General features: G+C 53.2%; 26 protein-coding genes. 22 read left to right on the plus strand and 4 right to left on the minus strand.

The features are described 5' to 3' along the window. The first annotated feature begins 13 nt into the window (after positions 1–13). Complete coding sequence (locus O1Q74_RS03435; protein ID WP_271876091.1) at positions 14–1,189, plus strand: MFS transporter; 1,176 nt, start codon at positions 14–16, stop codon at positions 1,187–1,189. An 87-nt stretch (positions 1,190–1,276) separates the two neighbouring features. Here the strand turns inward: O1Q74_RS03435 and O1Q74_RS03440 are convergent, their stop codons facing one another. Together O1Q74_RS03440 and O1Q74_RS03445 are read right to left on the minus strand one after the other, a co-directional pair. Then, positions 1,277–2,320 (minus strand): LacI family DNA-binding transcriptional regulator, encoded by a 1,044-nt coding sequence (locus tag O1Q74_RS03440; protein ID WP_271876092.1) that lies wholly within the window; start codon positions 2,318–2,320, stop codon positions 1,277–1,279. Between the two features lie 142 nt (positions 2,321–2,462). Beyond that, entirely contained in the window at positions 2,463–2,798 is a 336-nt protein-coding gene (locus tag O1Q74_RS03445; RefSeq protein ID WP_271876093.1) for a PTS lactose/cellobiose transporter subunit IIA, read from the minus strand. Between the two features lie 243 nt (positions 2,799–3,041). Here O1Q74_RS03445 and O1Q74_RS03450 point away from each other — a divergent pair, with 243 nt between their 5' ends. The 5 genes from O1Q74_RS03450 to O1Q74_RS03470 all read left to right on the plus strand — a co-directional run bounded on the left by O1Q74_RS03450 (position 3,042) and on the right by O1Q74_RS03470 (position 7,514). Next, positions 3,042–4,379 (plus strand): PTS sugar transporter subunit IIC, encoded by a 1,338-nt coding sequence (locus tag O1Q74_RS03450; RefSeq protein ID WP_271876095.1) that lies wholly within the window; start codon positions 3,042–3,044, stop codon positions 4,377–4,379. Positions 4,380–4,403: 24 nt separating this feature from the next. Further along, positions 4,404–5,840 (plus strand): glycoside hydrolase family 1 protein, encoded by a 1,437-nt coding sequence (locus O1Q74_RS03455; protein ID WP_271876097.1) that lies wholly within the window; start codon positions 4,404–4,406, stop codon positions 5,838–5,840. A gap of 28 nt (positions 5,841–5,868) precedes the next feature. Continuing rightward, on the plus strand, positions 5,869–6,186 hold the full coding sequence (locus tag O1Q74_RS03460; protein WP_271876098.1) for a PTS sugar transporter subunit IIB: 318 nt from the start codon (positions 5,869–5,871) through the stop codon (positions 6,184–6,186). A gap of 90 nt (positions 6,187–6,276) precedes the next feature. Continuing rightward, on the plus strand, positions 6,277–7,044 hold the full coding sequence (locus O1Q74_RS03465) for an FCD domain-containing protein (protein ID WP_271876100.1): 768 nt from the start codon (positions 6,277–6,279) through the stop codon (positions 7,042–7,044). A gap of 2 nt (positions 7,045–7,046) precedes the next feature. Further along, complete coding sequence (locus O1Q74_RS03470) at positions 7,047–7,514, plus strand: GNAT family N-acetyltransferase (protein ID WP_271876102.1); 468 nt, start codon at positions 7,047–7,049, stop codon at positions 7,512–7,514. A 367-nt stretch (positions 7,515–7,881) separates the two neighbouring features. Here O1Q74_RS03470 and O1Q74_RS03475 read toward each other — a convergent pair whose 3' ends face one another. Further along, positions 7,882–9,537, minus strand: coding sequence for a methyl-accepting chemotaxis protein (locus O1Q74_RS03475; RefSeq protein WP_271876103.1), 1,656 nt, complete (start codon positions 9,535–9,537; stop codon positions 7,882–7,884). Between the two features lie 634 nt (positions 9,538–10,171). On the opposite strand from O1Q74_RS03475, the gene aas reads away from it, so the two are divergent. Genes aas through O1Q74_RS03490 form a run of 3 tightly spaced genes read left to right on the plus strand, consistent with a single transcriptional unit; the run spans position 10,172 to position 14,034 of the window. Further along, positions 10,172–12,343, plus strand: coding sequence for a bifunctional acyl-ACP--phospholipid O-acyltransferase/long-chain-fatty-acid--ACP ligase (aas, locus tag O1Q74_RS03480; RefSeq protein ID WP_271876104.1), 2,172 nt, complete (start codon positions 10,172–10,174; stop codon positions 12,341–12,343). Then, positions 12,340–13,569, plus strand: coding sequence for a lysophospholipid transporter LplT (lplT, locus tag O1Q74_RS03485; RefSeq protein WP_271876106.1), 1,230 nt, complete (start codon positions 12,340–12,342; stop codon positions 13,567–13,569). Before aas ends, lplT begins: the two co-directional genes overlap by 4 nt. 57 nt (positions 13,570–13,626) lie before the next feature. After that, entirely contained in the window at positions 13,627–14,034 is a 408-nt protein-coding gene (locus O1Q74_RS03490) for a GNAT family N-acetyltransferase (protein ID WP_271876108.1), read from the plus strand. A gap of 171 nt (positions 14,035–14,205) precedes the next feature. Here the strand turns inward: O1Q74_RS03490 and O1Q74_RS03495 are convergent, their stop codons facing one another. After that, positions 14,206–14,919, minus strand: a complete 714-nt coding sequence (locus O1Q74_RS03495) for an XRE family transcriptional regulator (RefSeq protein WP_271876109.1) — start codon at positions 14,917–14,919, stop codon at positions 14,206–14,208. A gap of 195 nt (positions 14,920–15,114) precedes the next feature. Here O1Q74_RS03495 and O1Q74_RS03500 point away from each other — a divergent pair, with 195 nt between their 5' ends. The 13 genes from O1Q74_RS03500 (at position 15,115) to O1Q74_RS03560 (ending at position 22,352) form a co-directional block, all read left to right on the plus strand. Next, positions 15,115–15,378 carry a helix-turn-helix domain-containing protein gene (locus tag O1Q74_RS03500; protein WP_271876110.1) on the plus strand — a complete coding sequence of 88 codons (264 nt, stop codon included), beginning with the start codon at positions 15,115–15,117 and terminating at the stop codon, positions 15,376–15,378. 56 nt (positions 15,379–15,434) lie between these two features. Then, positions 15,435–17,426: a transposase gene (locus tag O1Q74_RS03505; RefSeq protein WP_334311403.1), complete on the plus strand. Its 1,992-nt coding sequence runs from the start codon at positions 15,435–15,437 to the stop codon at positions 17,424–17,426. 16 nt (positions 17,427–17,442) lie between these two features. Further along, complete coding sequence (locus O1Q74_RS03510; protein ID WP_271876114.1) at positions 17,443–18,336, plus strand: AAA family ATPase; 894 nt, start codon at positions 17,443–17,445, stop codon at positions 18,334–18,336. Positions 18,337–18,353: 17 nt separating this feature from the next. Beyond that, positions 18,354–18,587 (plus strand): hypothetical protein, encoded by a 234-nt coding sequence (locus tag O1Q74_RS03515; protein ID WP_039493686.1) that lies wholly within the window; start codon positions 18,354–18,356, stop codon positions 18,585–18,587. Positions 18,588–18,590: 3 nt separating this feature from the next. Then, entirely contained in the window at positions 18,591–18,794 is a 204-nt protein-coding gene (locus tag O1Q74_RS03520) for a hypothetical protein (protein WP_271876115.1), read from the plus strand. Further along, positions 18,784–19,422, plus strand: coding sequence for a DUF3164 family protein (locus tag O1Q74_RS03525; protein WP_271876116.1), 639 nt, complete (start codon positions 18,784–18,786; stop codon positions 19,420–19,422). Before O1Q74_RS03520 ends, O1Q74_RS03525 begins: the two co-directional genes overlap by 11 nt. A gap of 1 nt (position 19,423) precedes the next feature. Continuing rightward, a complete protein-coding gene (locus O1Q74_RS03530) occupies positions 19,424–19,612 on the plus strand; it encodes a hypothetical protein (RefSeq protein WP_271876117.1) in 189 nt (62 codons plus the stop codon). 82 nt (positions 19,613–19,694) lie between these two features. Then, positions 19,695–20,147 (plus strand): hypothetical protein, encoded by a 453-nt coding sequence (locus O1Q74_RS03535; RefSeq protein ID WP_271876118.1) that lies wholly within the window; start codon positions 19,695–19,697, stop codon positions 20,145–20,147. Next, positions 20,147–20,362: a hypothetical protein gene (locus O1Q74_RS03540; RefSeq protein ID WP_161530197.1), complete on the plus strand. Its 216-nt coding sequence runs from the start codon at positions 20,147–20,149 to the stop codon at positions 20,360–20,362. Before O1Q74_RS03535 ends, O1Q74_RS03540 begins: the two co-directional genes overlap by 1 nt. Further along, on the plus strand, positions 20,359–20,808 hold the full coding sequence (locus O1Q74_RS03545) for a hypothetical protein (protein WP_271876120.1): 450 nt from the start codon (positions 20,359–20,361) through the stop codon (positions 20,806–20,808). Before O1Q74_RS03540 ends, O1Q74_RS03545 begins: the two co-directional genes overlap by 4 nt. After that, positions 20,805–21,464, plus strand: coding sequence for a hypothetical protein (locus O1Q74_RS03550; RefSeq protein ID WP_271876121.1), 660 nt, complete (start codon positions 20,805–20,807; stop codon positions 21,462–21,464). The genes O1Q74_RS03545 and O1Q74_RS03550 overlap by 4 nt, the downstream gene beginning before the upstream one ends. Then, positions 21,461–21,967: a hypothetical protein gene (locus tag O1Q74_RS03555; protein ID WP_271876123.1), complete on the plus strand. Its 507-nt coding sequence runs from the start codon at positions 21,461–21,463 to the stop codon at positions 21,965–21,967. The genes O1Q74_RS03550 and O1Q74_RS03555 overlap by 4 nt, the downstream gene beginning before the upstream one ends. Next, on the plus strand, positions 21,954–22,352 hold the full coding sequence (locus O1Q74_RS03560) for a hypothetical protein (RefSeq protein ID WP_271876125.1): 399 nt from the start codon (positions 21,954–21,956) through the stop codon (positions 22,350–22,352). The genes O1Q74_RS03555 and O1Q74_RS03560 overlap by 14 nt, the downstream gene beginning before the upstream one ends. The last annotated feature ends 157 nt before the right edge of the window (positions 22,353–22,509 follow it).

The raw sequence follows: 22,509 nt of genomic DNA on the forward strand, positions 1-22,509 counted from the left end.
AGGAAATGAATAGATGACGGAACAGAGCCTGGTTAAACCCCAATTCAAGCGCGACTATTACACGTTCTATTTATATATGTTGTCGGTGGTGTGCGGCTTTCATCAGGCCGTACCTGGCTCTATTACCCCTTTCCTGCGTGATGAATTACAACTGTCCAGAATCGTGATTGGCTGGCACTTTAGTCTCTACGCCATTGGTATGTTTGCGACAGGCTTTATCGTTACCTACTGCTCGAAAAGGGTATCGCCAAAACGTATCCTGCTCACCAGCTCGTTCGCGGTGACGATTGCGGTTGCCATTTTTTCCCTGCCAATGCCCTCATCGGCAACGCTAAGCATGTCGCTGGTGTTGGGGCTGGCGGGTGGCGCGATGCAAATAGCCATTCAGGAATCGCTGGCACGTCATCACGGTGAAAATAGCGGGGTTGCCATCACGGAAGGATGCATTTTTGCCGCCATCGGGGTCTTTGCCGGACCGGTCTTTGTCAGCCTCGCGGTGGAATCAGGTTGGGGATGGCGGATGGCAATGTTTGTGCCCATCATCGCGCTGCTGCCTCTTCTCTTTATTGCGCCCGAAAATCTATCGCGGGTGCCTGTCAATATCGCCACTTCAACCAGCAATCCTGCGGAGCGTTCCCCTCGTCTGCCGCTGGTGGCGTTCCTGATGTTCGGCATGATTTTCCTCGGTATTTCAGCCGAGTGGGGCATCGGTTTTTGGGGCGCACAGTTTCTGGAAGAGCAGTTATCCGTAACGGTTGCGACCAGCGTCGGGATGATGTCTGCCTACTTCGGCGGCACGATTGTCGGGCGGATTGCGGTGAGCCGCCTGCTGCTGCGCTATGAAATCAACACGCTGCTGATCGGGGCAATCATCGTTGGTGGAATCGGCTTGGTTATTCTGTGGTTGGTTCCCCATGTCACCGTCGCACTGGTGAGTCTGGCGATTTTAGGAGCCTGTCTGGGGAATTTTTTCCCGTTAATATTATCGGTTGCGACGCAGCAACCGCCGCAGTTTCTGTCAAAAATTGCGGCGGGAGCCACCCAGTCGGTAGGGCTGGCGCTCTTACTGGCGCCCCTGTTACTGGGCAATGTCGGTGAAAGTATCGGGTTGGTTGGCGCTATCGGGCTATTGACCGTGATTCCGCCCGTGATGCTGGTGGCCTACCTGCTATCACGTAAGCTGTCTTAATGAGGCGAATGGCGCACGACGCTGGATGTATTCCTGTGGCGTCGCTTGCTTCAAGGCTGCCGAGCCTGCTCGGGGAGCAGGCCGATATCAACAGGAATGGCGAGGATGACTGGCGCTACGGGAATAATAGTACGGCCCTTTCTGTACTGATTCGCGCAGTTTCAGTTCACCGGTAAAAGGTTGCAGCGGTTTAACCTCTTTGCCTGCAATCAGATCCAGCACTTGGGTAATCGCGGTGGCGGTCATCTCTTCAATCGGCATGTAAACAGTGGAGAGTGAAGGGTGCAGGTAGGCTGCGCAGGGGTCATCGTCAAAACCAAACACGGAGACATCCTGCGGTAATGTTTTCCCCGCCTCGTACAGCGCTTTCATTGCGCCGATTGCCATGTCATCGTTGCTGGCAAATAGTGCGCTAAAGCTGACGTTGCTATCCAGCAACCGACGTGCGGCATAATAGCCGCTGGAGATCAGGCTATTTCCGTGTGCCACCCGACGCGGCTCAACCTCGATCTGGTGGGTGATTAATGCCTGCTGATAGCCCGCGAGCCGTGCCCGCGCTGTCGGCGTTTGCATCGGCGCGGTGATGCAGGCGATCTCGCGGTGACCCTGTTCGATCAGGTAATTCACCACGTCAAACGCGGCCTGCTGCTGGCGGAAGAAAATGCAGCGCTCCCGTGCCTGCGGCAGATCGCGATTCATCACGATCATCGGAATGGTCAGCGTGTCGAGCAGCGACATGAGGTCTGTCTCGGACATATAGCGGGTATAGAGAATGATGGCGTCGCATTGTCTGTCAGACAGAAGCTGCACCGCTCGCTGCTCTTCTTCCGGCGTATCGTGCCCATCGGTCACGATGAGGTGTTTACCGTGGTTTTCCGCGATATCCGTAGCACGGCGCAGCAGGCGGCCAAAGTAAGGGCCGTCGAAATTGGAGATAACAAGACCGATACTGTTTGAACTGCGGCGAGCCAGCGAACGGGCCAGAAAATTAGGACGGTAACCTAGCTCGTCCATTGCCCGAAATACCGCATCGCGTGTTGCCTGTTTGACCTGACCGGTGCCGTTTAGCACTCGGGAGACGGTCGCTTTAGACACCCCTGCACGTTTCGCCACTTCCAGCATAGTCTTCATGGCTGCACCTTAATTGAGTATGATGACGGGCTGAAAACATTTATCCATCCCTGCTACGAATATCACGTGACATGTTACCACAGGCATATTGTTGGATTTAACGTCCGATGCCCGCTTCTCAATTAAATTTTTGTTAGTTTTGTTATGTTGCTATTTCTCGCCGTAATAGAACCATCTCTTCTGCTAAATCCCGGCACAGCATGGCGATCATCAAATGATCCTGCGCATGCACCATGATCAGATTGACGGGCACCTTGCCTTCCCCTTCGTCCAGACCGATCAGCCGTGTTTGAACGCGGTGGGCCGCACGCGCCGCTTCTTGTGATGCGGCAAGCAGATCGTCGGCCTGTTGCCACTCCCGTTGACGCGCGGCCTGAATCGCCATCATCGCGTTTGAGCATGCTTCACCCGCGTTGATCAATAGCGCTATCCCGGTTTGTTCCATATCGAATGCCGGGGCGTTCTCTGTGTCTTTCATCGTCGGTTTCCTTATTGCAGTCAGTGGGGGTTTTTAGGTACGCCGAATACTTATGGTATGCCAAAAGTTACATTTTCATCATATTGGAATTCCAATGTTACCTTGTGAGAATTCTGTCACAGAAAAATAATTCATTATGGTTGATTTTTGGTATGCCAAATGCGAAAGCGCGGTACCTGCATTTACCCTGCGCGTAATGGGCATCCCGCGTTATAACAATATGATGATGAAAGAGGTGGTGTTATGTCATTTAAGGACCAACTGATTGATTCATTGGGCTCCTTTGCCAATAAATTTAATAGCCTGCGTTACATTATGGCGATTAAGGCATCCTTTATTACGCTGATGCCGGTCATTATCGTGGGGGCGTTTTCCGTTCTGATTTCCAACATGGTGCTGGATCCGAAAAACGGTCTGGCCAGTTTTTCCTTATTCGCGTTTCTGGCGGAGCTCAAACCGATTATGAGCGGCATTAACTATGCCACGCTCAGCTTTCTGACTATCGGTGCCGTTTTCCTGATTGGTATCGAACTCGGGAAGATTAACGGTTCACGCGGGCTGTTTCCCGGCCTGCTGGCGGTGATTTGCTTTATTGCCGTAACGCCAACCACGATCGAAATGGCCGTCAACGGGCAGATGATGGTGGTGAAAGACATGCTGGCGAAGCAGTTCTCCGATACGAAGAGCCTGTTTCTGGGGATGTTCATCGCCATCCTGTCAGTTGAAATGTATACCAAGCTGGAAAGCGTCGATCGGCTGCGGATTAAAATGCCGGACAGCGTACCGCCCAACGTCGCGGCCTCTTTTTCTGCGCTGTTTCCTTCCATCATCACGGTGGTCACTATCGCCACCTTCGGATTTTTGTTTCACCGCGTGACGGGCATGTATCTGTATGACGCCGTTTATAAAGTCGTACAACAGCCGCTGGAATCTGTGGTGCAAAGCCTGCCCGGTTTACTGGTGCTGATGTTTGTCGCCCAGTTGTTCTGGGTGATCGGCATCCACGGCAACCAGATGATTAAGCCAATTCGTGAACCGCTGCTGCTGGGGGCGATTGCTGTCAACATGACCGCGTTCGAACAAGGGCAGGAAATACCGAACATTATCACCATGCCGTTCTGGGATGTGTACATGAGCATCGGCGGTTCCGGCCTGACGATTGGCCTGCTGCTGGCGGTGATGATTGCCTCTAAGCGTAAAGAGATGAAAGAGATCGCCAAAATCTCCTTCGGTCCGTGCGTGTTCAATATTAATGAGCCGGTGATTTTTGGTATGCCGATTATGCTCAACCCGATTCTGGCGATTCCCTTCATTATCACACCGTTAGTGACGGGGACGATCGGCTATTTCGCGACCAGCATGGGGTTTGCGGGCAAAGCGGTGGTGATGGTGCCGTGGACGACGCCACCGATCATTAACGCTTGGCTGTCGACGGCAGGCTCAATGGGGGCGGTCGCGACGCAGATTGTGTGCATTATGGTGGCAACATTGATCTATCTACCGTTTGTCAAAGTCGCGTCCCGTCGTGCCGAGCTGGCGCAACTGGAAGCGGAAAAGCAGGCCGCAGCGGAAAAAGCCTGAAACGGGCGAGAAGAGGAGTAAGGCATGAGCAAGGTTGCACTGACTATTCCACCGGATTTTATTCTGGGCGCGGCGGCATCGGCATGGCAAACGGAAGGATGGAGCGGCAAGAAGGGAGGGCAGGATTCTTATCTGGATCTCTGGTACAAGCAGGATCGTCAGGTCTGGCACAACGGCTATGGCCCGGCAAAAGCGACGGACTTCTTTAATCGCTATCGGGAAGATGTGGCGCTGATGAAACAGGCGGGGCTGACGCATTATCGTACGTCGATCAACTGGTCACGCTTTATGTTGGACTATGAGAAAGGCATCGTCGATGAAGAGTATGCGGCCTATATCGATAACCTGCTGGATGAAATGCACCGGCAGGGGATAGAACCGATGATCTGCCTTGAACATTACGAATTGCCCGCCTGCCTGTTGGAGAAGTATCAGGGTTGGTCATCCAAGCAGGTGGTGGAATGGTTTGTGCTGTATGCCGATGCTGTCTTCACCCGCTATGCCGGAAAAGTGAAGCGCTGGTTTACCTTCAATGAGCCAATTGTGGTGCAGACGCGCGTTTATCTGGACGCGCTACGCTACCCTTATGAACAGAACACGCACACCTGGATGCAGTGGAATCATCATAAGAATCTGGCGACGGCGAAAGTGGTGCAGCGGTTTCGGCAGCAGGGCTATCACCAGGACGGCGGCTCGATCGGCGTGATCCTCAACCCTGAAGTGACGTATCCACGATCCCGCGCGGCGCACGATGTGAAAGCGGCGCACCTTTACGATCTGTTTTATAACCGGGTGTTTCTCGATCCGGCGCTGAAAGGTGAGTATCCGGCAGAGCTGGTTGCGCTGCTGGCGCAGCATCAGGTGAAGTGGGATTACACGGAAGACGAGTTGGCGATCATTCGGGATAACACTGTCGATGAGGTGGGAATCAACCTGTATTACCCGCACCGGGTCAAAGCGCCGAGTCGTGAGTGGAACAAAGAAACGCCGTTCCATCCGGCCTATTACTACGAGCATTTTGAGCTGCCGGGGCGTCGTATGAACACCTCGCGCGGCTGGGAGATCAATCCCAAAATCATTTACGACATGGCGAAACGGATGGAGCGTGACTACGGCAATGCGCCGTGGTTTGTGGCGGAAAACGGCATCGGTATTGAGAACGAAGCGCGCTTTAAAGATGGCACTGGCGTGATTCAGGACGATTACCGTATTGCATTTATCGCCGAGCACCTGTACTGGACGCTGAAGGCGAAGGAAGAGGGCGCAAACTGCCGGGGCTACATGCTATGGGCGTTTACCGACAATGTTTCGCCGATGAATGCGTTTAAAAACCGCTACGGATTGATCGAAATCGATCTGGAGCAGGATCGGCAGCGGCGGCCGAAAAAATCCGCCGCCTGGTTTCGCCAGCTACACGACACGCGTCGGCTTGAATTGACGCTGGATGATGAAGAGAAGTAGGTGCAGTAACCAAAATGAGGAACGGAATATGAAAAGAATCGTACTGGCCTGCTCAGCAGGCATGTCGACCTCACTGGTGGTCACCAAGATGGAGAAAGAAGCGGAAAACCGGGGAATGGCGCTGAAGATCTACGCCATCCCGGAACAAAATCTGCGGGATGAATTGCAAGAGTTCAGCAGTGAGATTATTGCCGTTTTGCTGGGGCCGCAGGTGCGCTTCAAGCTCAATGAAAATAAAAAGCTGACGGATAGCTACCAGATTCCTATCGCGGTGATCGACCCTGTCGCCTACGGCACATTAAATGGCGCAAAAGTACTGGATCAGGCGCTGAGTTTGGTAGACTAGCGCACCGCCGCGACGTCAGTATGTGGCTGGGTACATTCAGAGCGGGCCTGACGCCCGCACTCAGGGCGACAGTGTATGTAGGGTGAAAGCGTGGCGAAGGATGTGGTTCTGCAAGAGAAGAAGCAATATCAGGAAATCGGTTGTGATTTGCGTCAGAAGATTCAGTCAGGGGATTACCCCGTTGGATCGCGCCTTCCTCCTGAACGGAATATTGCGGAAACCTATGGCGTTAGCCGGACGATAGTGCGCGAAGCGCTACTGATGCTGGAACTGGAAGGCACGGTCGATATTCGTCAGGGATCCGGGGTTTATGTCCTGCGCATTCCCGATGAAAACGAAGCGGCAGACGGCGCTAAAAACCATATCGGCGCGTTTGAAATGCTACAGGCTCGTCAACTGCTGGAAAGCAATATCGCCGCGTTTGCGGCACGTATGGCAACGCGAGCGGATATCGAAAACCTACGCAAGACGCTGGAGCAAGAGCAGGCGGCGATTGCCGGAAAAGATTACCGCGGCGATTTCGATCGCCTGTTCCACCTGCAAATTGCAGGGGCGACACAAAATCAGATGCTGCTGGAAACGGTCAGCAATATCTGGGCGTGCCGTGATGATAACGCGCTCTGGCAGCAGCTTTATACCCACGTCGGGACGCAGGGCTATCGCCTGAAATGGCTGGCGGATCATCAGGCTATTCTGGCGGCGCTGCGGCGTCGCGATGTATCCGGTTCTTATCAGGCGATGTGGCAGCACCTCGAAAATGTCAAAAATACGCTGATGGAAATTTCTGACGCCGATGCGCCGGAGTTTGACGGCTATTTATTTGATTCTGTACCGATTTTTCAGGGAAAACTGGTGTAATCATGGCGGACATTTCTGGGGTAAGCATTGGTTATCTGGCGGAGCACCCTCAACATCAGGAGCAGGTGATTGACTGGATATGGCAGGCGTTCGGCAGCCAGAACAGCCGTGACTTCTTTGCCAGCGTGGTGCGCAATAGCCTTAACCCAGCAGCGTTGCCGCTGACGTTTATCGCGCTGGAGGGCGAGCGCTTAGTTGGAACGGTAGGACTCTGGCGCTGTGATTTAATCAGCCGACAGGATCTGACGCCCTGGCTGGCCTCGCTGTATGTGGAAGAAAGCCAGCGTGACAAAGGGCTGGGCCTCGCGCTGCAACAGCACGTACTGGACTTCTGCCGCCGTCAGGGCTTTGACGATCTCTATCTGTACGCCACGTTTAGCGGCTATTACGAAAAACACGGCTGGCGTTACATCGGTGAGGGTCTGGACTACCCGGACAAAGCCGTACGCCTGTATCACCAGCCGCTGTAGGCTGCCTCTTAGTCTTCGTCATGTTTCTATGCAGTCTAAGAGACAGTTTCGTGCGCGATAATACCGTTATTGTCATGCTACCTCGTAGCACGCGCCCGACACGGGGCGGCTCAAGCGCCGCTCGCCCCGTGACCCCAAGGCTTTTGGCGGAAATTATGCCGCTACGCGGTTCCATCGGTGTTCTTGACCGCTAACCGAGCCGCCAGTGACGCGTTCCCGACGCGGCACTGGCTTTCGCGGCGTCCATGCCGCTCACTCGGCGGCCAAGCCCACCGATGCATAATTTTTACGCCAGATAACTGCAAAACCCATTATAAGTCGTAACGCTTCCAGCACTGTGCAGAGGGGATCTGAAGAGAATATGGCATCAGAACGAGGTCCAGTCACCTTCACTGGCTGTGGCTGCGCTCTTACCCGGTGCTGCCAGCGCAGGTTTAAGGCTTAACGTGGGTGTCACCGCTGGCACACGGGCGACCTGGTGATCGTTACCCAGACGGAACTGGCTGACCGTCTCGGCCAGCTGTGCGGCCTGCTGCTGGAGCGACTGCGTGGCGGCTGACGCTTCATTCACCAGCGACGCATTCTGCTGGGTCGTCACTTCCATCTGGTTAACCGCAACGTTCACCTGCTCAATCCCCATCGTCTGCTCATTGCTGGCAGAGCTAATTTCGCCGACCAAATCGCTGACCTTACGCACGCCGTTGACGATATCCTGTATCGACGCGCCCGCCTGCACCACTAGTCGGTTGCCCGCTTCCACGGTTTGAACGGAACGGTCGATCAGTTCTTTGATCTCTTTAGCGGCAGAGGCGCTGCGCTGTGCCAGACTACGTACTTCACTGGCGACGACGGCGAAACCACGGCCCTGTTCACCCGCCCGCGCCGCTTCTACGGCGGCATTCAACGCCAGAATGTTGGTTTGGAACGCAATGCTGTCGATCACGCCGATGATATCGACGATCTTCTTCGACGAAGAGTCAATTGCGCCCATGGTTTCCACCACTTCTGTGACCAGCTGTCCGCCCGACTGTGCTTGCTGCGTGGTCGACTGCGCCAACTGGTTGGCCTGACGTGCGTTATCGGCATTCTGCCTGACCGTAGAACTCAATTGCTCAATGGACGCGGCGGTTTCCTGTAGCGCGCTAGCCTGCTCTTCCGTGCGGCTGGATAGGTCAATGTTGCCTGCGGCAAGCTGTGAAGACGCGCCGGCGATGGATTCCGAACCCTGACGAACTTCACCAACGATAGAACGCAGACGCACCGTCATGTCTTGCAGGGCGTGCAGCAATTGGGCGGCTTCATCGCGTCCTTCCGGCTGCACGTTATGCGTCAGGTCACCCGCTGCAACGGCTTGTGTTGCCCGTACCGCCCGCGCCAGCGGTTGCACGATACTGCGGGTGAGCACCCAGGCGATCAGGACACCGATGATGGCGCTTAGCGCGCCCGTGACGGCGAGAATGAGGTCGCCACGGCTGGCACCCGCGTTAATGTCTTGCCCCATTTGGTCGATGCTGGCGCGCTGATGGTCACGCAGCGCTTCCACGCTGGCCAGATAACCGTTGGCAGCCGGAACGAACTCGTTGTCGAAGAGCGATCTGGCGCGATCGAAGTTACCCGCGCCTTTTTCCGCGATAATCGCATCGCGCTTTTTGATGTAGGCCTGACGGTATTCGCCGACTTTGTCGAATAAGGCTTTTTCTTCGGGGGTGGAAATCAGGCTGGCAAATTGCTCCTGCCGTTTACCGCTTTCTTTACTGGCGCGGGTATTTTCCGCCGCAAACAGCTCAACCAGCGAATCGTCATTGCTGCGGGCAACCGCCATACTGCGTTGGACGCCAGCGACAAGCGTGGCATGCCAGTCGGATGCCAGCCGCTCCTTACGCAGCGGTTCTTGCATCATCTGTTGCGTACTGTGGGACACCTGGTTGAGTTGATAAATGCCGCTGGTCAGCATGGCCAGAGAAAGGGCAATAAGCAGGCCAAAGCCGCCGGCCAGCCGGGTACCTATTTTGTAGTTCTTCATTATTCGTTACACACACCTGGTTAAATTCAGCGTCTGCCCCATGCAGACTCCGCGATCCTACTCCTCACTTTCTGATTGATTCTGCTGAAAAAGTGGACTAATGCCCCTGTGTTTGGGGAGTTATTTCCCTATAAAAAGTCAGGAAATGTGATCGGACGGTAAAAGGGCGAAAAACAGTCATCCGAGGGAAAAGGAACCTTTCGGGGAAAATAGCGGTATTTATGCGGCGAAAGTGGGGTGAAAAGGGGGCTGCCTTACATGATTCGCTAGAATTTTACAGTTGGTTGCACTTATAGAATAACTCTTTCGATTCATCGCTGGTGAAGATAAGTGGTGATCCTTAGAGTAACAAGTCCCAGAGGTATTGATTGGTGATATATCGATGTGCTCTGTACATTGAAACCATTTGATTACACCAACCTACGCGGATGCGTAGGTTTTTTTTTGCCTGAATTTTCCGTTTTTGTTATCTCCAGCCATTTTCATGCTATGTGAATGCTGTGCCGACGGCAATCTTCACGTGCAGCCGCGTACCCGTCACTTGAAGTATGATATGTATGTAGTATTTTGACGTATCGCCCGGTGGTTTTGCGCTTCGGCAAGCTGCCCGTTTATCTGTCTATTGGGAGAAGGCATGATTCATACCCTGTTACGTTGGGTGTTCCAGCGTCTGTACCGCATCCGGATCGAGGGCGACAGCAGCCAGTTTCAGCAATCCAAATTGCTCATCACCCCTAACCACGTCTCTTTCCTTGATGGTGTTTTGCTGGCGTTATTCTTACCGATAAAACCCGTCTTTGCGGTGTACTCTTCCATTTCCGATCGCTGGTTTATGCGCTGGCTGAAGCCGTATATCGATTTCGTGCCGTTAGACCCCACCAAGCCTCTGGCGATCAAAGGGCTGATCAAGGTGATCGAGCGTGGTCAGCCCGTCGTGGTTTTCCCAGAAGGGCGCATTAGCGTCACCGGATCGCTGATGAAGATTTACAGCGGCGCGGCGTTTGTCGCGGCGAAATCCGGGGCGACGATTATCCCCGTGCGTATTGATGGCGCTGAGTTCACACCGTTTGGCCGGTTGGCGGGCGTGTTTAAACGCCGCTGCTTTCCGCCGATCACGATCACGTACTTACCCCCGACCACGTTGCCGATGCCAGAAGCCAGCAGTGCCAGAGAACGCCGTGCGCTCGTCGGTGAACACTTGCACCAGATTATGATGAAGGCACGGATGGAAACGCGCCCGCAGCACACGCTGTATCAGGCTTTTCTGGCGGCGAGAACCCGTTACGGGCGTTCCTCCCCCAGTATTGCGGATATCTCGTTCAACGAAGATAGCTATCAGGGCTTATTGAAAAAATCGTTGGGCGTGTCGCGCATTTTGCAGCGTTTCACCCGTGCGGATGAACATGTCGGTATGCTGTTGCCCAACGCGACCATTACCGCAGCATCCATTCTGGGTGCCTCGCTGCGTAACCGCGTTCCTGCCATGCTGAACTACACCGCTGGCGCGAAAGGGCTACAAAGTGCGATGAAAGCGGCGGGGATCAAAACCATCGTCACGTCTCGCCAGTTTCTTGAAAAGGGCAAGCTGACAGATTTGCCGAAGCAGGTCAGCGAGGCCAACTGGGTCTATCTGGAAGATTTGAAAGACACTGTGACGCTGGCGGATAAGCTGTGGATCTTGTTTCATCTGCTGTTCCCTGCCCGCGCGATGCTGCCGCAGAAACCCGATGATGCGGCCATCGTGCTGTTTACCTCTGGTTCCGAGGGAAATCCGAAAGGCGTTGTGCATTCTCATGACAGCCTGCTGGCTAACGTTGAGCAGATTCGCACCGTGGCGGACTTCACGCCGCGTGACCGCTTTATGTCCGCGCTGCCGCTGTTCCATGCGTTTGGCCTGACGGTGGGGCTGTTAACGCCGCTAATGACGGGCGCTCGCGTGTTCCTTTATCCCAGCCCGCTGCATTATCGCATCGTGCCGGAGTTGGTTTACGACCAGAACTGCACCGTGCTGTTCGGGACGTCTACGTTTTTAGGCAACTATGCGCGCTTTGCCCATCCATATGATTTTGCTCGCCTGCGCTACGTGGTTGCCGGGGCAGAAAAGCTGTCTGAAACCACGCGTCAGGTCTGGCAGGACAAATTTGGTATTCGCATTCTGGAAGGGTACGGCGTGACCGAGTGCGCGCCAGTGGTGGCGATCAACGTCCCGATGGCGACGAAAATCCGTTCCGTCGGCAAGTTGTTGCCGGAAATTGAATCGCGTTTGATCACGGTACCGGGCATTACGCGCGGTGGCCGTCTGCAACTGCGCGGGCCGAATATCATGAAAGGCTATCTGCGGGTGGAAAACCCCGGCGTACTGGAAACGCCAGCGGCAGAAAACGCACAGGGCGAGTTGCAGCAGGGCTGGTATGACACGGGGGATATCGTCGAACTGGATGAAAAAGGATTCTGCACCATCATCGGTCGCGTGAAGCGCTTTGCCAAACTGGCGGGGGAGATGGTCTCGCTTGAAAGCGTAGAACAGTTGGCGGCCAAGGTGTCGCCGGAAGCGCAACATGCTGCCAGTGTGAAAAGCGACAGCAGTAAAGGCGAGGCGCTGGTGCTGTTTACAACGGACAACCAGATCACGCGTGACGTGTTGCTTGCACAGGCTCGCAGTAGCGGTGTGCCGGAACTGGGCGTGCCGCGCGATATTCGTTATGTGAAAGCCTTACCGCTACTCGGCAGCGGCAAGCCTGACTTTGTCACGCTGCGCCAGATGGCCGAAGAACCTGTCACTAACGCATCGGAGCAGAATGCATGAGCCAACAGACTGAACCCGCGACGCCTTTGCTGTCGCGCAGTATGAGCGCAGTAATTATCGCGCAATTTTTCTCCGCGTTTGGCGATAACGCGCTGCTGTTTGCCACGTTAGCGCTGATCAAACAACTGGTGTATCCCGACTGGAGCCAGCCGTTTTTGCAGATGGGGTTTGTCGCCGCGTACATCATTCTGGCACCGTTTGTTGGACAAATTGCGGATAGCTTCTCCAAAGGGCAGGTGATGATGTTCGCCAATACCCTGAAGCTGGCGGGTGCGCTGCTGATTTGCGTGGGCGGGAACCCGTTTCTGGGGTATACGCTGGTGGGGATTGGCGCGGCTGCGTATTCACCGGCGAAATACGGCATTCTGGGCGAGATCACACGCGGTGGCCAGTTGGTCAAGGCCAATGGGCTGATGGAAGCCTCAACCATTGCGGCGATCCTGACCGGCTCCGTGGCGGGTGGCGTGCTGGCGGACTGGAACATTTACGGTGCGCTGTCGATTTGCGCGGTGGCGTATGGCGTGGCACTGGGGGCGAATATGCTGATTCCTCGCCTTAAGGCGGCGCGGCCGGGGCAACCGTGGCATCCGGTGCAGATGGCGAGCAGCTTCTTTTCCGCCTGTCGAGTACTGTGGCGCGATGGCGACGCTCGGCTCTCGCTGATAGGCACCAGCATGTTCTGGGGCGCGGGCGTGACGCTGCGCTTTCTGCTGGTACTGTGGGTGCCCCATGCGCTTGGGATTACTGACAATGCGACGCCGACGCTGCTTAACGCGATGGTGGCGGTGGGCATCGTGGTGGGAGCCGGCGCGGCTGCGAAGCTGGTGACGCTCGATAGCGTACGGCGCTGCCTGCCTGCGGGCTTCCTCATCGGCGTGGTGGTGGTGATTTTCACGCTTCAGCACAACCTCATGAGCGCCTACTCGCTGCTGATTCTGCTGGGGGCGCTGGGTGGGTTCTTCATTGTTCCGCTGAATGCGCTGTTGCAGGAACGAGGGAAGGCCAGCGTCGGCGCGGGGAATGCGATCGCCGTACAGAATTTGGGTGAGAACGGCGCTATGCTGTTAATGCTTGGGCTCTATTCTCTGGTGGTGAAACTGGGCGTGTCGGTTATCGCTATCGGGATTGGCTTTGGCGTCCTGTTTGCGCTGGCGATTGCGCTACTGTGGGCATGGTTGATTCTGGCTAAACGCCGCGATCGTTCCCTCGGTGCAGGTAAAGAATAAACGTCTGTGTAATAAACGTATTGTGTAATAAACGTATGGTGTAAGAGGGAAGGGTGAATGAGTCTGATATGGCATGACTGGGATGTGGCAGACCTTAATGTGTATTCATTGCATGACATATTGGCGCTGCGCAGTCAGGTATTTGTGGTTGAGCAAACCTGCCCCTATTTAGATATTGATGGCCGAGACCTGGTGGACGGCAATCGCCATATTGCGGCGTACCGTGACGGCAAGCTGGCTGCGTATGCTCGCTTGCTCGCTCCCCATCCGAATAACGATGTGGTGACCATTGGGCGCGTGATTGTCGCGCCGCATGCCCGAGGGCAACATCTGGGGCATCAACTGATGGAGCACTCGCTGATTGCCTGCGCACGCCACTGGCCGCAAAAGCATCTTTTCCTGTCCGCGCAGGCTCACCTGCAAGCGTTCTACGGTGCGTGTGGGGGAGTGTTCATTTTTACATAGCTAAGGGAGAGAGTCTGGGATAGCGCGACGCCTTTAATGACGCGGCTTTCGTGGGATTTCAGAGATTTTGCATAGCTCAGAGAAAAATGAGCAAAAGTCGACTTTTTTGTATTTAAAACTGCATAGTTTCGAGCGCCGATTGATCATGTTTAATCGGCATTTAAACCACTATTAAATTGTCCTGCCAAACCACACAACGCGGCCAATGATTGCGAAATCTGCTGGCTGGTTGTTCATATCTACTGTAAACGGCTCATACGCTGTATTTGTGCTTGATACCTTCAACAGCCCACCAGGAACACGCTGAACCAATTTAACCAGCAGATGGCCATCTACACGCAGCACGTAAACCCCCTCTTTGGGGTCTGTGTCAGCACCATTCACGAGGATGTTATCACCGTCATTCAGCGTTCCCTCAAGCGACGAACCGTCCACCGTGATTACGAATAGATGATGTGGATCTGCATTGAGGAAGTTCTTTATCCAATACTTGCGAAATGCCATAGAAAACTTTGGCGTTTCTGTTTCGTTCAATGCGCCATGACCCGCTGCAGCTCTCACGTCATAGCGCGGTATAAATGCAAATTCGTCGATATCAACACTGTTACCTAACACATCCGATGCAGTTGTGTGAGATTTACTAGCCATGCGTAACGTATTTTCACCAGTGATCAACCAGTGGGCGCTTGTTGAGAGGCTTTCAGCTAAGCGCAATATGTTGCTTGCGGCTGGCTCCCTTTCTCCATTCTCCCATGCCTGCATTGTTGATAGTGCAACCCCAACATCTTCCGCTAACGCTGTGCGAGATAGTTTTAGTTCTCCCCGCCGCTCTTTGATTCGAGTACCAATCGCCTCAGATAACTCATTTTCAGGTTTATTTGTCATAACATGAAAATCCCGCCTTTCTGTTTTCCAGTTTTTCACCTTTATACAAGTGAATGAAAACAATAATAAATAACTCAAAATCAGGTTTTGAGATGATTTATAAACCTGAAAACAAACTTAATGACTCATTTTCAGGTTTACATGACTCGATTTTGATCATATTGTACTTATGAGTTCAGTCTTAGAGGTTATCCCATGAGTACATTAAACGGCGCAAAAAAAAGTCAGACTAATTCTGACTGGCACCGAGCTGACATCGTCGCAGCGTTGCATAAGCAAGGATGGTCACTACGTCAATTGTCACTACATCACGGCTATAAAAGCGCTGGCGCTTTAAAAAATGCCCTTGATCGCCCTTGGCCTAAAGCCGAGCGCATCATTGCTGATGCAATTGGAATCCCACCAGATCAAATATGGCCGACTCGGTATCATAAATCATTTCCAGGTCAATGGAACTAGCAAATATGAGTAGGACTAACCTGAAATCACACTATACGGCTCAAGAAATTGCCGATATGCGTTTACCGGGTATCCCTGGAACCAGACCTGGTATCACAGCTAGAGCAAAAAAATCAGGGTGGCTATCCCGTCCGCGAGTCGGACAAGGTGGTGGTTACGAGTATTCATTGGAGTCAATGTCATCTGATATCCAAAACAAGATCCGTGAAAATTACTACAACACTCTACTGCAACAGCAGCCGGTTAAGGCTCCGGTTGTAGCAAAAACCACGGCGTCATCCAGTCAGTTGCTCGAAATCGTGCGTCAATGCCCTGCGGTTCTCGACCAGAAAACAGCAGAGCTGACGCAAAAGCAGCGCGATATTGCCGACGCCCGCATGGTTCTTGTTGTCGAAGTGCTGCGTCTGGAAGATACCGGCTTATCGCGTATCAAAGCGATTAACTTTATCTGTGACCGGTCACGCTCCGGCGATCTGCCTGCGCATCTGCAAAAGTATGTTGACCTCGCTAATGCGCGAAAAGGCCAGCGTGTCGGTGTCAGCGTCCGAGCGTTGAATCAGTGGGTTGTTGACTATCTGAAAGCGAAAAACAGCGCTGAACGTCTTGCTCTTTTAGCGCCCGGTCATAAAAAAGCGAAGAAACCAGAGCAGCTTTCATGGGTGCCGATGTTTATGGCGCACTATCGTAACCCTAACGGCCCGTCAGTTGCCGAGGCTTATCAAGGGTTCTGCGCCGAATGGCATCAACGCTATGCCGATCAGCCTGCGATGCGTGATGCGGTTCCTTCTGTCCATGCGGTTTATCGTGCGTTAGACAAAATGCCTCGCATTGTGCGTCAGCGTGGCCGTGTTACCGGTTCTGCCATGACTGCTTTGCAGACTTACGTCAAACGCGACTGGTCTGTAATGCCGGTTAACGGTGTATGGATTGGTGACGGTCACAGCATGAAGATGAAGGTTGCACATCCAGACCACGGACGCCCGTTTACGCCAGAGTTAACACTGGTTATCGATGGCCGTACCCGCTATGTGGTCGGCTGGAGTCTCGCACTGTCAGAAAACACGCTGGCCGTTGCGGATGCACTGCGCCACGGCATCGAACGCCACGGCGTACCGCTGCTGTACTACTCCGATAACGGTGCAGGTGAAACCGGGAAAATGCTGGATGCGGATATCACCGGTATCCTGCCACGCCTCGGTATCGAACACCCGACCGGTATTCCGGGGAACCCGCAAGCACGCGGCATCATCGAACGTCTAAACCGTGAGATACCGGCTCGTATCGCCCGTAAGTTTGCCACCTATAACGGTAAATCGGCGGACAAAGAAACCGCACGTATCACCAGTCGTGCGATTGATTCTGCCGTGAATGCCCTGAATCAGAATAAGGCGCTCAACCCCGTACAACAGTCTGCGATTGCGAAATTGCCGAGTTGGAACCAGTTGATTGATGCCATTGAAGACGAAATCACGGCCTACAACACGCAATATCGGCATAGCGAGTTACCGCTGCGTGCTGCGGGTGGGCATTACACCCCAGCTGAGTACCGCGCCGCGCTGCTGGCCGACGCTGAGATTGATCGCCTGTCTGAGGCGGAGCTGCGCGAAATGTTCCGGCCACAGGTTAAGCGCACCGCGCAGCGTGGCTGGCTATCTATTTTCAACAATCAGTATTTTGCCGAGGAACTGATTCAGGTTGACGGCGAAGAAGTGCTGGTTGCGTTCGATATTCACGATGCGACGAGTGTAACGGTGCGGCGGCTGGATGGTTCACTCGTCTGTACGGCCATCGTCAACGGCAACACCCGCGCCGCATTCCCGGTTGATTACATCGAGAAGGTTCGCAAGGACAGACACTCTCGCCGCATGGCGCTGAATAACCGGAAAGCCGAGGAAATCAATGCTGAGCTGAATCCGGCGTTGCCTGGCGAACGGTTTGATTTTGGCAGTTTCATCCCCGCAGAGCGACCGGAACCGGAAGACGAGCCGTATTTCTTCCTGCAAACCGACCGTGACGAATATTTAAGAAAGAAAGCCGCACAGCGGTAAATACAGAGAGGCTGATATGAGTTTACAGGCTGAATTAAATGAACTGATTGCCCGTAAGGGCTGGTCGCAGGCGCAAGCGGCGCGTGCGATTGGTAAAAGTCCGGCGGTCATTAACCAGTATTTGCAGGGCAAATACAACGGTGATGTAGACGGCATTAATGAACTGATCGAGGGATTCATTGCGCGTGAGCGTGAAAAGGACAAAGGCCAGCGCATTACTGCTGAGTACGTCAAAACGATGACATCCGCACGCGGTATCGAAGTGATTCGCATGGCGCATCTGGACGGTGATATCAATGTGATTTACGGCGAGGCCGGGCTGGGTAAAACAATGATGTTGCGGGAATACGCTGCACGTCATCGTGACGCGATCCTGATTGAAGCCGACCCCGGCTATACCGCCCGCGTTGTGCTGGAAGAGCTGTGCAGCCGCCTCGGCCTCAGCAAGCGCGGCAATATGCACGAACTGAGCGAGGCGTGCATCACAGCACTGCGTGAATCAGGTCGTATTGTGATGATCGACGAGGCGGAAAACCTGCCGTATCGCGCCCTTGAAACGCTGCGTCGCATTCATGATAAAGCGGGGATCGGGCTGGTGCTGGCCGGAATGCCGCGCCTGATTATCAACCTGAAAGGAAAGCGTGGTGAATACCGGCAGTTATACAGCCGTGTAGGGTTTGCCCTGTTCATCGGTGATGTACTGCCCGAGGACGATATCAACATTATCGCTACGCATATGCTGCCTGATGCGCAGAACGGCGACATAGCCGAGGCGCTCTTCAAGGCGTGCCGTGGTAATGCCCGCCGTTTGTTCAAACTGGTGCGAGGCGTTAGTCGCCACAGCGCTATTAGCGGCAATGCCATTAGCGCTGGCGCGGTACGCAAATTTGCAGAAATGCTGATTAGTTAATTAGCGAGGTATTTATGGTGTGCAAGTTGCCAATTAATAATCCCGAATTAATGAAACCTATTAATCGATTAATTCGTTCAGGTATTAACGTCGTCAATGTGAATTTAAATTTTAAACGTCCTGTTATTGAAGTTGACCGCCCGTTTAAAGCGTGGGAGGCCGGAGCGGTGGACATTACTGAAACCCGTAACGGCGTGCAGCAGATTGTAAAAATGACGCGCTGGCGTGGCGCTCACATTATCTGGAGGTAGTTGATGGCGAAAGTCATTGTGTATTTTCATGACCGTCCGAACGGGTTGGCGGTTGATTGCAAAGTCGTACCTGAGCCTGGCGATAGCGAACTGGCACAGCGTGCTGCTGAAAAAGTTGGTGCGGGTCTGGCTGGGCATGTGCTGGCAAAAGTTGAAGCGGTAGTAAAAAAATCCAAATCACGTAAGGGGAAAGTCAATGTCCATTAAAAACAAGCAGTTTACCGAAGAGAAAGCCCCGGAGGGGTACTGGGTTGATGCAAAAGGTGTATTAACACCGGAACATCTGATTAAGCCGATTGATATTGCGCGTGACGGGCTGGTCGAGGAAATCGTTACTCGCGCATTGGCCGTCAATAAAGCTATCGCTGATTTTAAAGCGACTGGCTTCACAGATATTGCTGCGTTCGTGGCGCTATCTGGGGACGAATACGGCGTTAACCTGGGCGGGAAAAAAGGCAACGTAACACTACCTAGTTACGACGGCCGTTACAAAATCCAGCGGGCTATGCAAGACCGCATCGCGTTTGATGAACGCCTGCAAGCCGCTAAAGCGTTGATTGATGAGTGTCTGGCGGATTGGGTTGAAGGGGCGCGACCAGAGATTCACGCGATTATTAGCCGTGCGTTTCAGACGGAAAAAGAAGGTGAAGTCAATACGGGTGCGGTGTTGGCATTACGTCGCCATAACATTGAAGACCCGCGCTGGCAAAAGGCGATGGATGCGATTAGCGAGGCGGTTCAGGTTGTTGGTAGCCGTTCTTATATTCGTGTCTACAGGCGTGTCGGCGATTCTGACCAGTACCAGTCTATTTCGCTCGATATTGCGGGGGTGTGACGTGAACGCAGGCGAGTTTAATAAAAAGCATAAAGTTGGGGCGGCGTTTTTTCATCGCGCACCTCCTTTACGCGCAGGGCGTATGGTTAAAACTGTCGATATTGCGCGTGACTTTAATTGCGGGGCGATTGTTGAAATTAATCTGGAGTCTTATTTCGTCAAGATTAATACGTTAAAACCAGCAAGCTGATTTAAACCGAAATTAAAACATCTTTAAAAATGGCGTAAACCCGCCAGGGGCGCGCTTACGCCAAAATCAGGAGAATTGAATTATGTCAGATAAACAAGATATGCAGGTGAAATGCACACGTTGCAGAAATACGCATATGAAATCTCAGCGTGTAGATAAATGGAATAAAGCGTTCTGCGGTCATGAATCCACATGTCCGCGCTGTGGTGGAAAAAGTTTTTACGATATGACGCCGCAGTTTGCGTGGTGTTGGGCGAGCGGCTTGATTGAAATTGGCGATGTTTCACCGGCTGATGAGTCAGGAGCCATTCTGATTGCCCGTGGGCCTAAGTATGCATTAAAGGGCTTTCTTGATGTTGTTGCCCGTCATGGGAAAGGAGCCAGTGACGGAAAATTACTGGTTCCCGGCGTGCCAGAGGCTCCCGATGGGAACGCGGCTATTGAGGCCTTAGAAGCATTTCTGAAGTGGTGCGAACCCAATAAAACCGCGAAGCGTGATGGCATTACGATTGTTTTGGGCGAGAGGGCTAGCTAATGGCGACCGTTAACAGTTGTGAGTACCTGGAGAACGGCGCAAAGCGCCTTTACCACCTGAACGATGGCACGCTCGTAAAAGAGCGTCCAGCACTGCCTGGGAAGTCCCGTTTTGAGTTTTACGACGCACGCGGCAATCGTATTTACAAGCCTGCTGTGTTGCGGGAAATGAAACAGGCCATTGAACGTCATAAAAAAATCTGGAGAGTTTCATGAGTAATGTTCGCGCTAATTTACATCTGTTGGATAGCTTTATTGCTCATAACCCTGATTTGGGTGATCGGTGGCTGGATTTGCTGGTTAATTGCCGCGATGAGCTGCTTGAGCTACGCCAGCAAAGCCCTAACCCTGACCAGCAGGCGCTCGGTCATGTTGGTAATCAGTCTGTGGGCTGCTTCATCAATCGATATGAATGTGATGGTGATACCGAAACCCTCGCGTTAACCCTGCACCACTCTTTAGATGATCAAGCTCTTGAGCAGGATGTCACGCTGGCTTCACATTGCGGCCGCTGGCAGGTCGCAATCACCCTTGATGAATTCTCAGATACAGAAACTGCGGCAGGCGCACTGCTTAAACTCTCTGAATATTTTCTGCGCGTAGGTCTGGCTGCGCGGGTTGATGCTGTTACAGAACAACGACTGGAGGCGCTGACAGAATGAAATCCTATGATAATACTCAACTCAGCAATGCTGAGTTAGATGGAATACTATCCGGTTCTGTTGAGGGTGTTTACCCAACAACTCACGAAACACTGATGGCCCGTGAGCTTATATCACTCCGCGCACAAGTGGCAAAGCTTGCAAGGCAAGAACCATTTATGCACGGAATCGCAAACCCAGATGGTGATGCGTATTTTGACGAATGCTGTGTCGGTGATGCGGGTTTGATGAGCGATGAAGTGGCAAGACTAAATGACGATCTGGAAGGTGGCGAGCCGCTTTATTCCGTTGTTGAGCTGTTTCGTCGCCCCGTTCTGCCAACTGTGCTGAATAAAGATGTGGCTAGTGCGATGAAGGACGTTATAGCGGAGCGTGAGCGCCAGATAAATGCAGAGGGTTGGACTCCAGAACATGATGATGAGCATTCTATGGGTGAATTAGCCCTGGCAGGGTCTTGCTATGCCTACGCTGCTGGGTGTTTGTTTCCTGGTGCTGGACTCGGTTATCACGAATGGCCGTCGTTAAAATTCTGGCTGTGGGGTGAAGAGTGTTGGAAGCCCACTAACCCGCGCCGCGACTTAGTGAAAGCTGGTGCTCTGATTCTTGCAGAAATCGAACGCCTTGATCGGGCAGAAGCTAAGGCTGGTGACGCATGAAAAACGTAACCCAACAGCAAACAGCGGCGCGTCAGCGCCGCCAACCAACCACTAGCAATAACGGTAATACCATCACTAAAGAGCAATGGGCGCAGATAGCCGAAGAATTGAAGGGCTATTTTTGCCGTGTTCAGCTCCAGTATCAAAACACAGTAATTACTATCGCTCGTCAGCGTGATGGCGAAAGTAAGACCGTTTTATCTGTCTATTTCGATGGGAGAATTTACAGTGGGTGGGGAATGGAGACCAGCGAGATTTACAACCCTATCACCCGTTTGTTTTGGTGCGAGAAGAAAAAGCGCCTTTACTCAGCGCAGCGAGCAGCGAAAATCGAAAAGGAATTCGGAAAGCGCAGAGCTAAAGAGTTTTTCCCTAAGCTATATGATTCAATTAGCTTTTGGTTACCGTACTTTGCTACCTCCACCAGTTTGATCCGCCAGTTCAAAAAAGCCGATGGGCTTGTCTGGCTACGTAAATCGGAGGCAGGCAGTGACCAATCTTAACCAGAAACAGCAGGCAGCGGCGCGTAAGCGTCGCCAGCGTGCCAGGCAGGCTAACGAGTTCGGGAAAAATCGGCTTGAGCTTGTGTTATCCGATAGCGAATTGCAGATACTGGAAGAGAACTGCCAGCGCCGCAATCCTGGGCGGGAACCGTACAGCAAGGCTGATTATGTTTCTCTGCTGATACTGTGTGATAACGAACGTCTGGCACGACAAGAAGCAGCGCTGGGAACCTGTGAACGTTGCAATGAAACATTGCCAGCGGGCTGCGGCGGTTTGTTTCGCGGTGAGTCTGTGTGTTGGTTTATGCGAGATTCCCGCCAGTTAAATTTAACTGATGTGACCGGTCACGCTCAATTAGATGAGGGTTCAGCTAATGAGGGGTAGGACGAAGCGGCAGCAAATTGCATATCACCGACGTCGCCTTTTGGGAATGACTCGTAATCTTAACCGCATGGCTGCGGAATGGGAAGATGTCGATTATTGGTTGGAAGGTCGATTTGATGATGTTGTGCAGCAAATTGAAATGCTCAGGGGGCAATTG

This window comes from Pectobacterium sp. A5351 (genome assembly GCF_028335745.1).
In the GTDB taxonomy this organism is placed as follows: Bacteria; Pseudomonadota; Gammaproteobacteria; order Enterobacterales; family Enterobacteriaceae; genus Pectobacterium.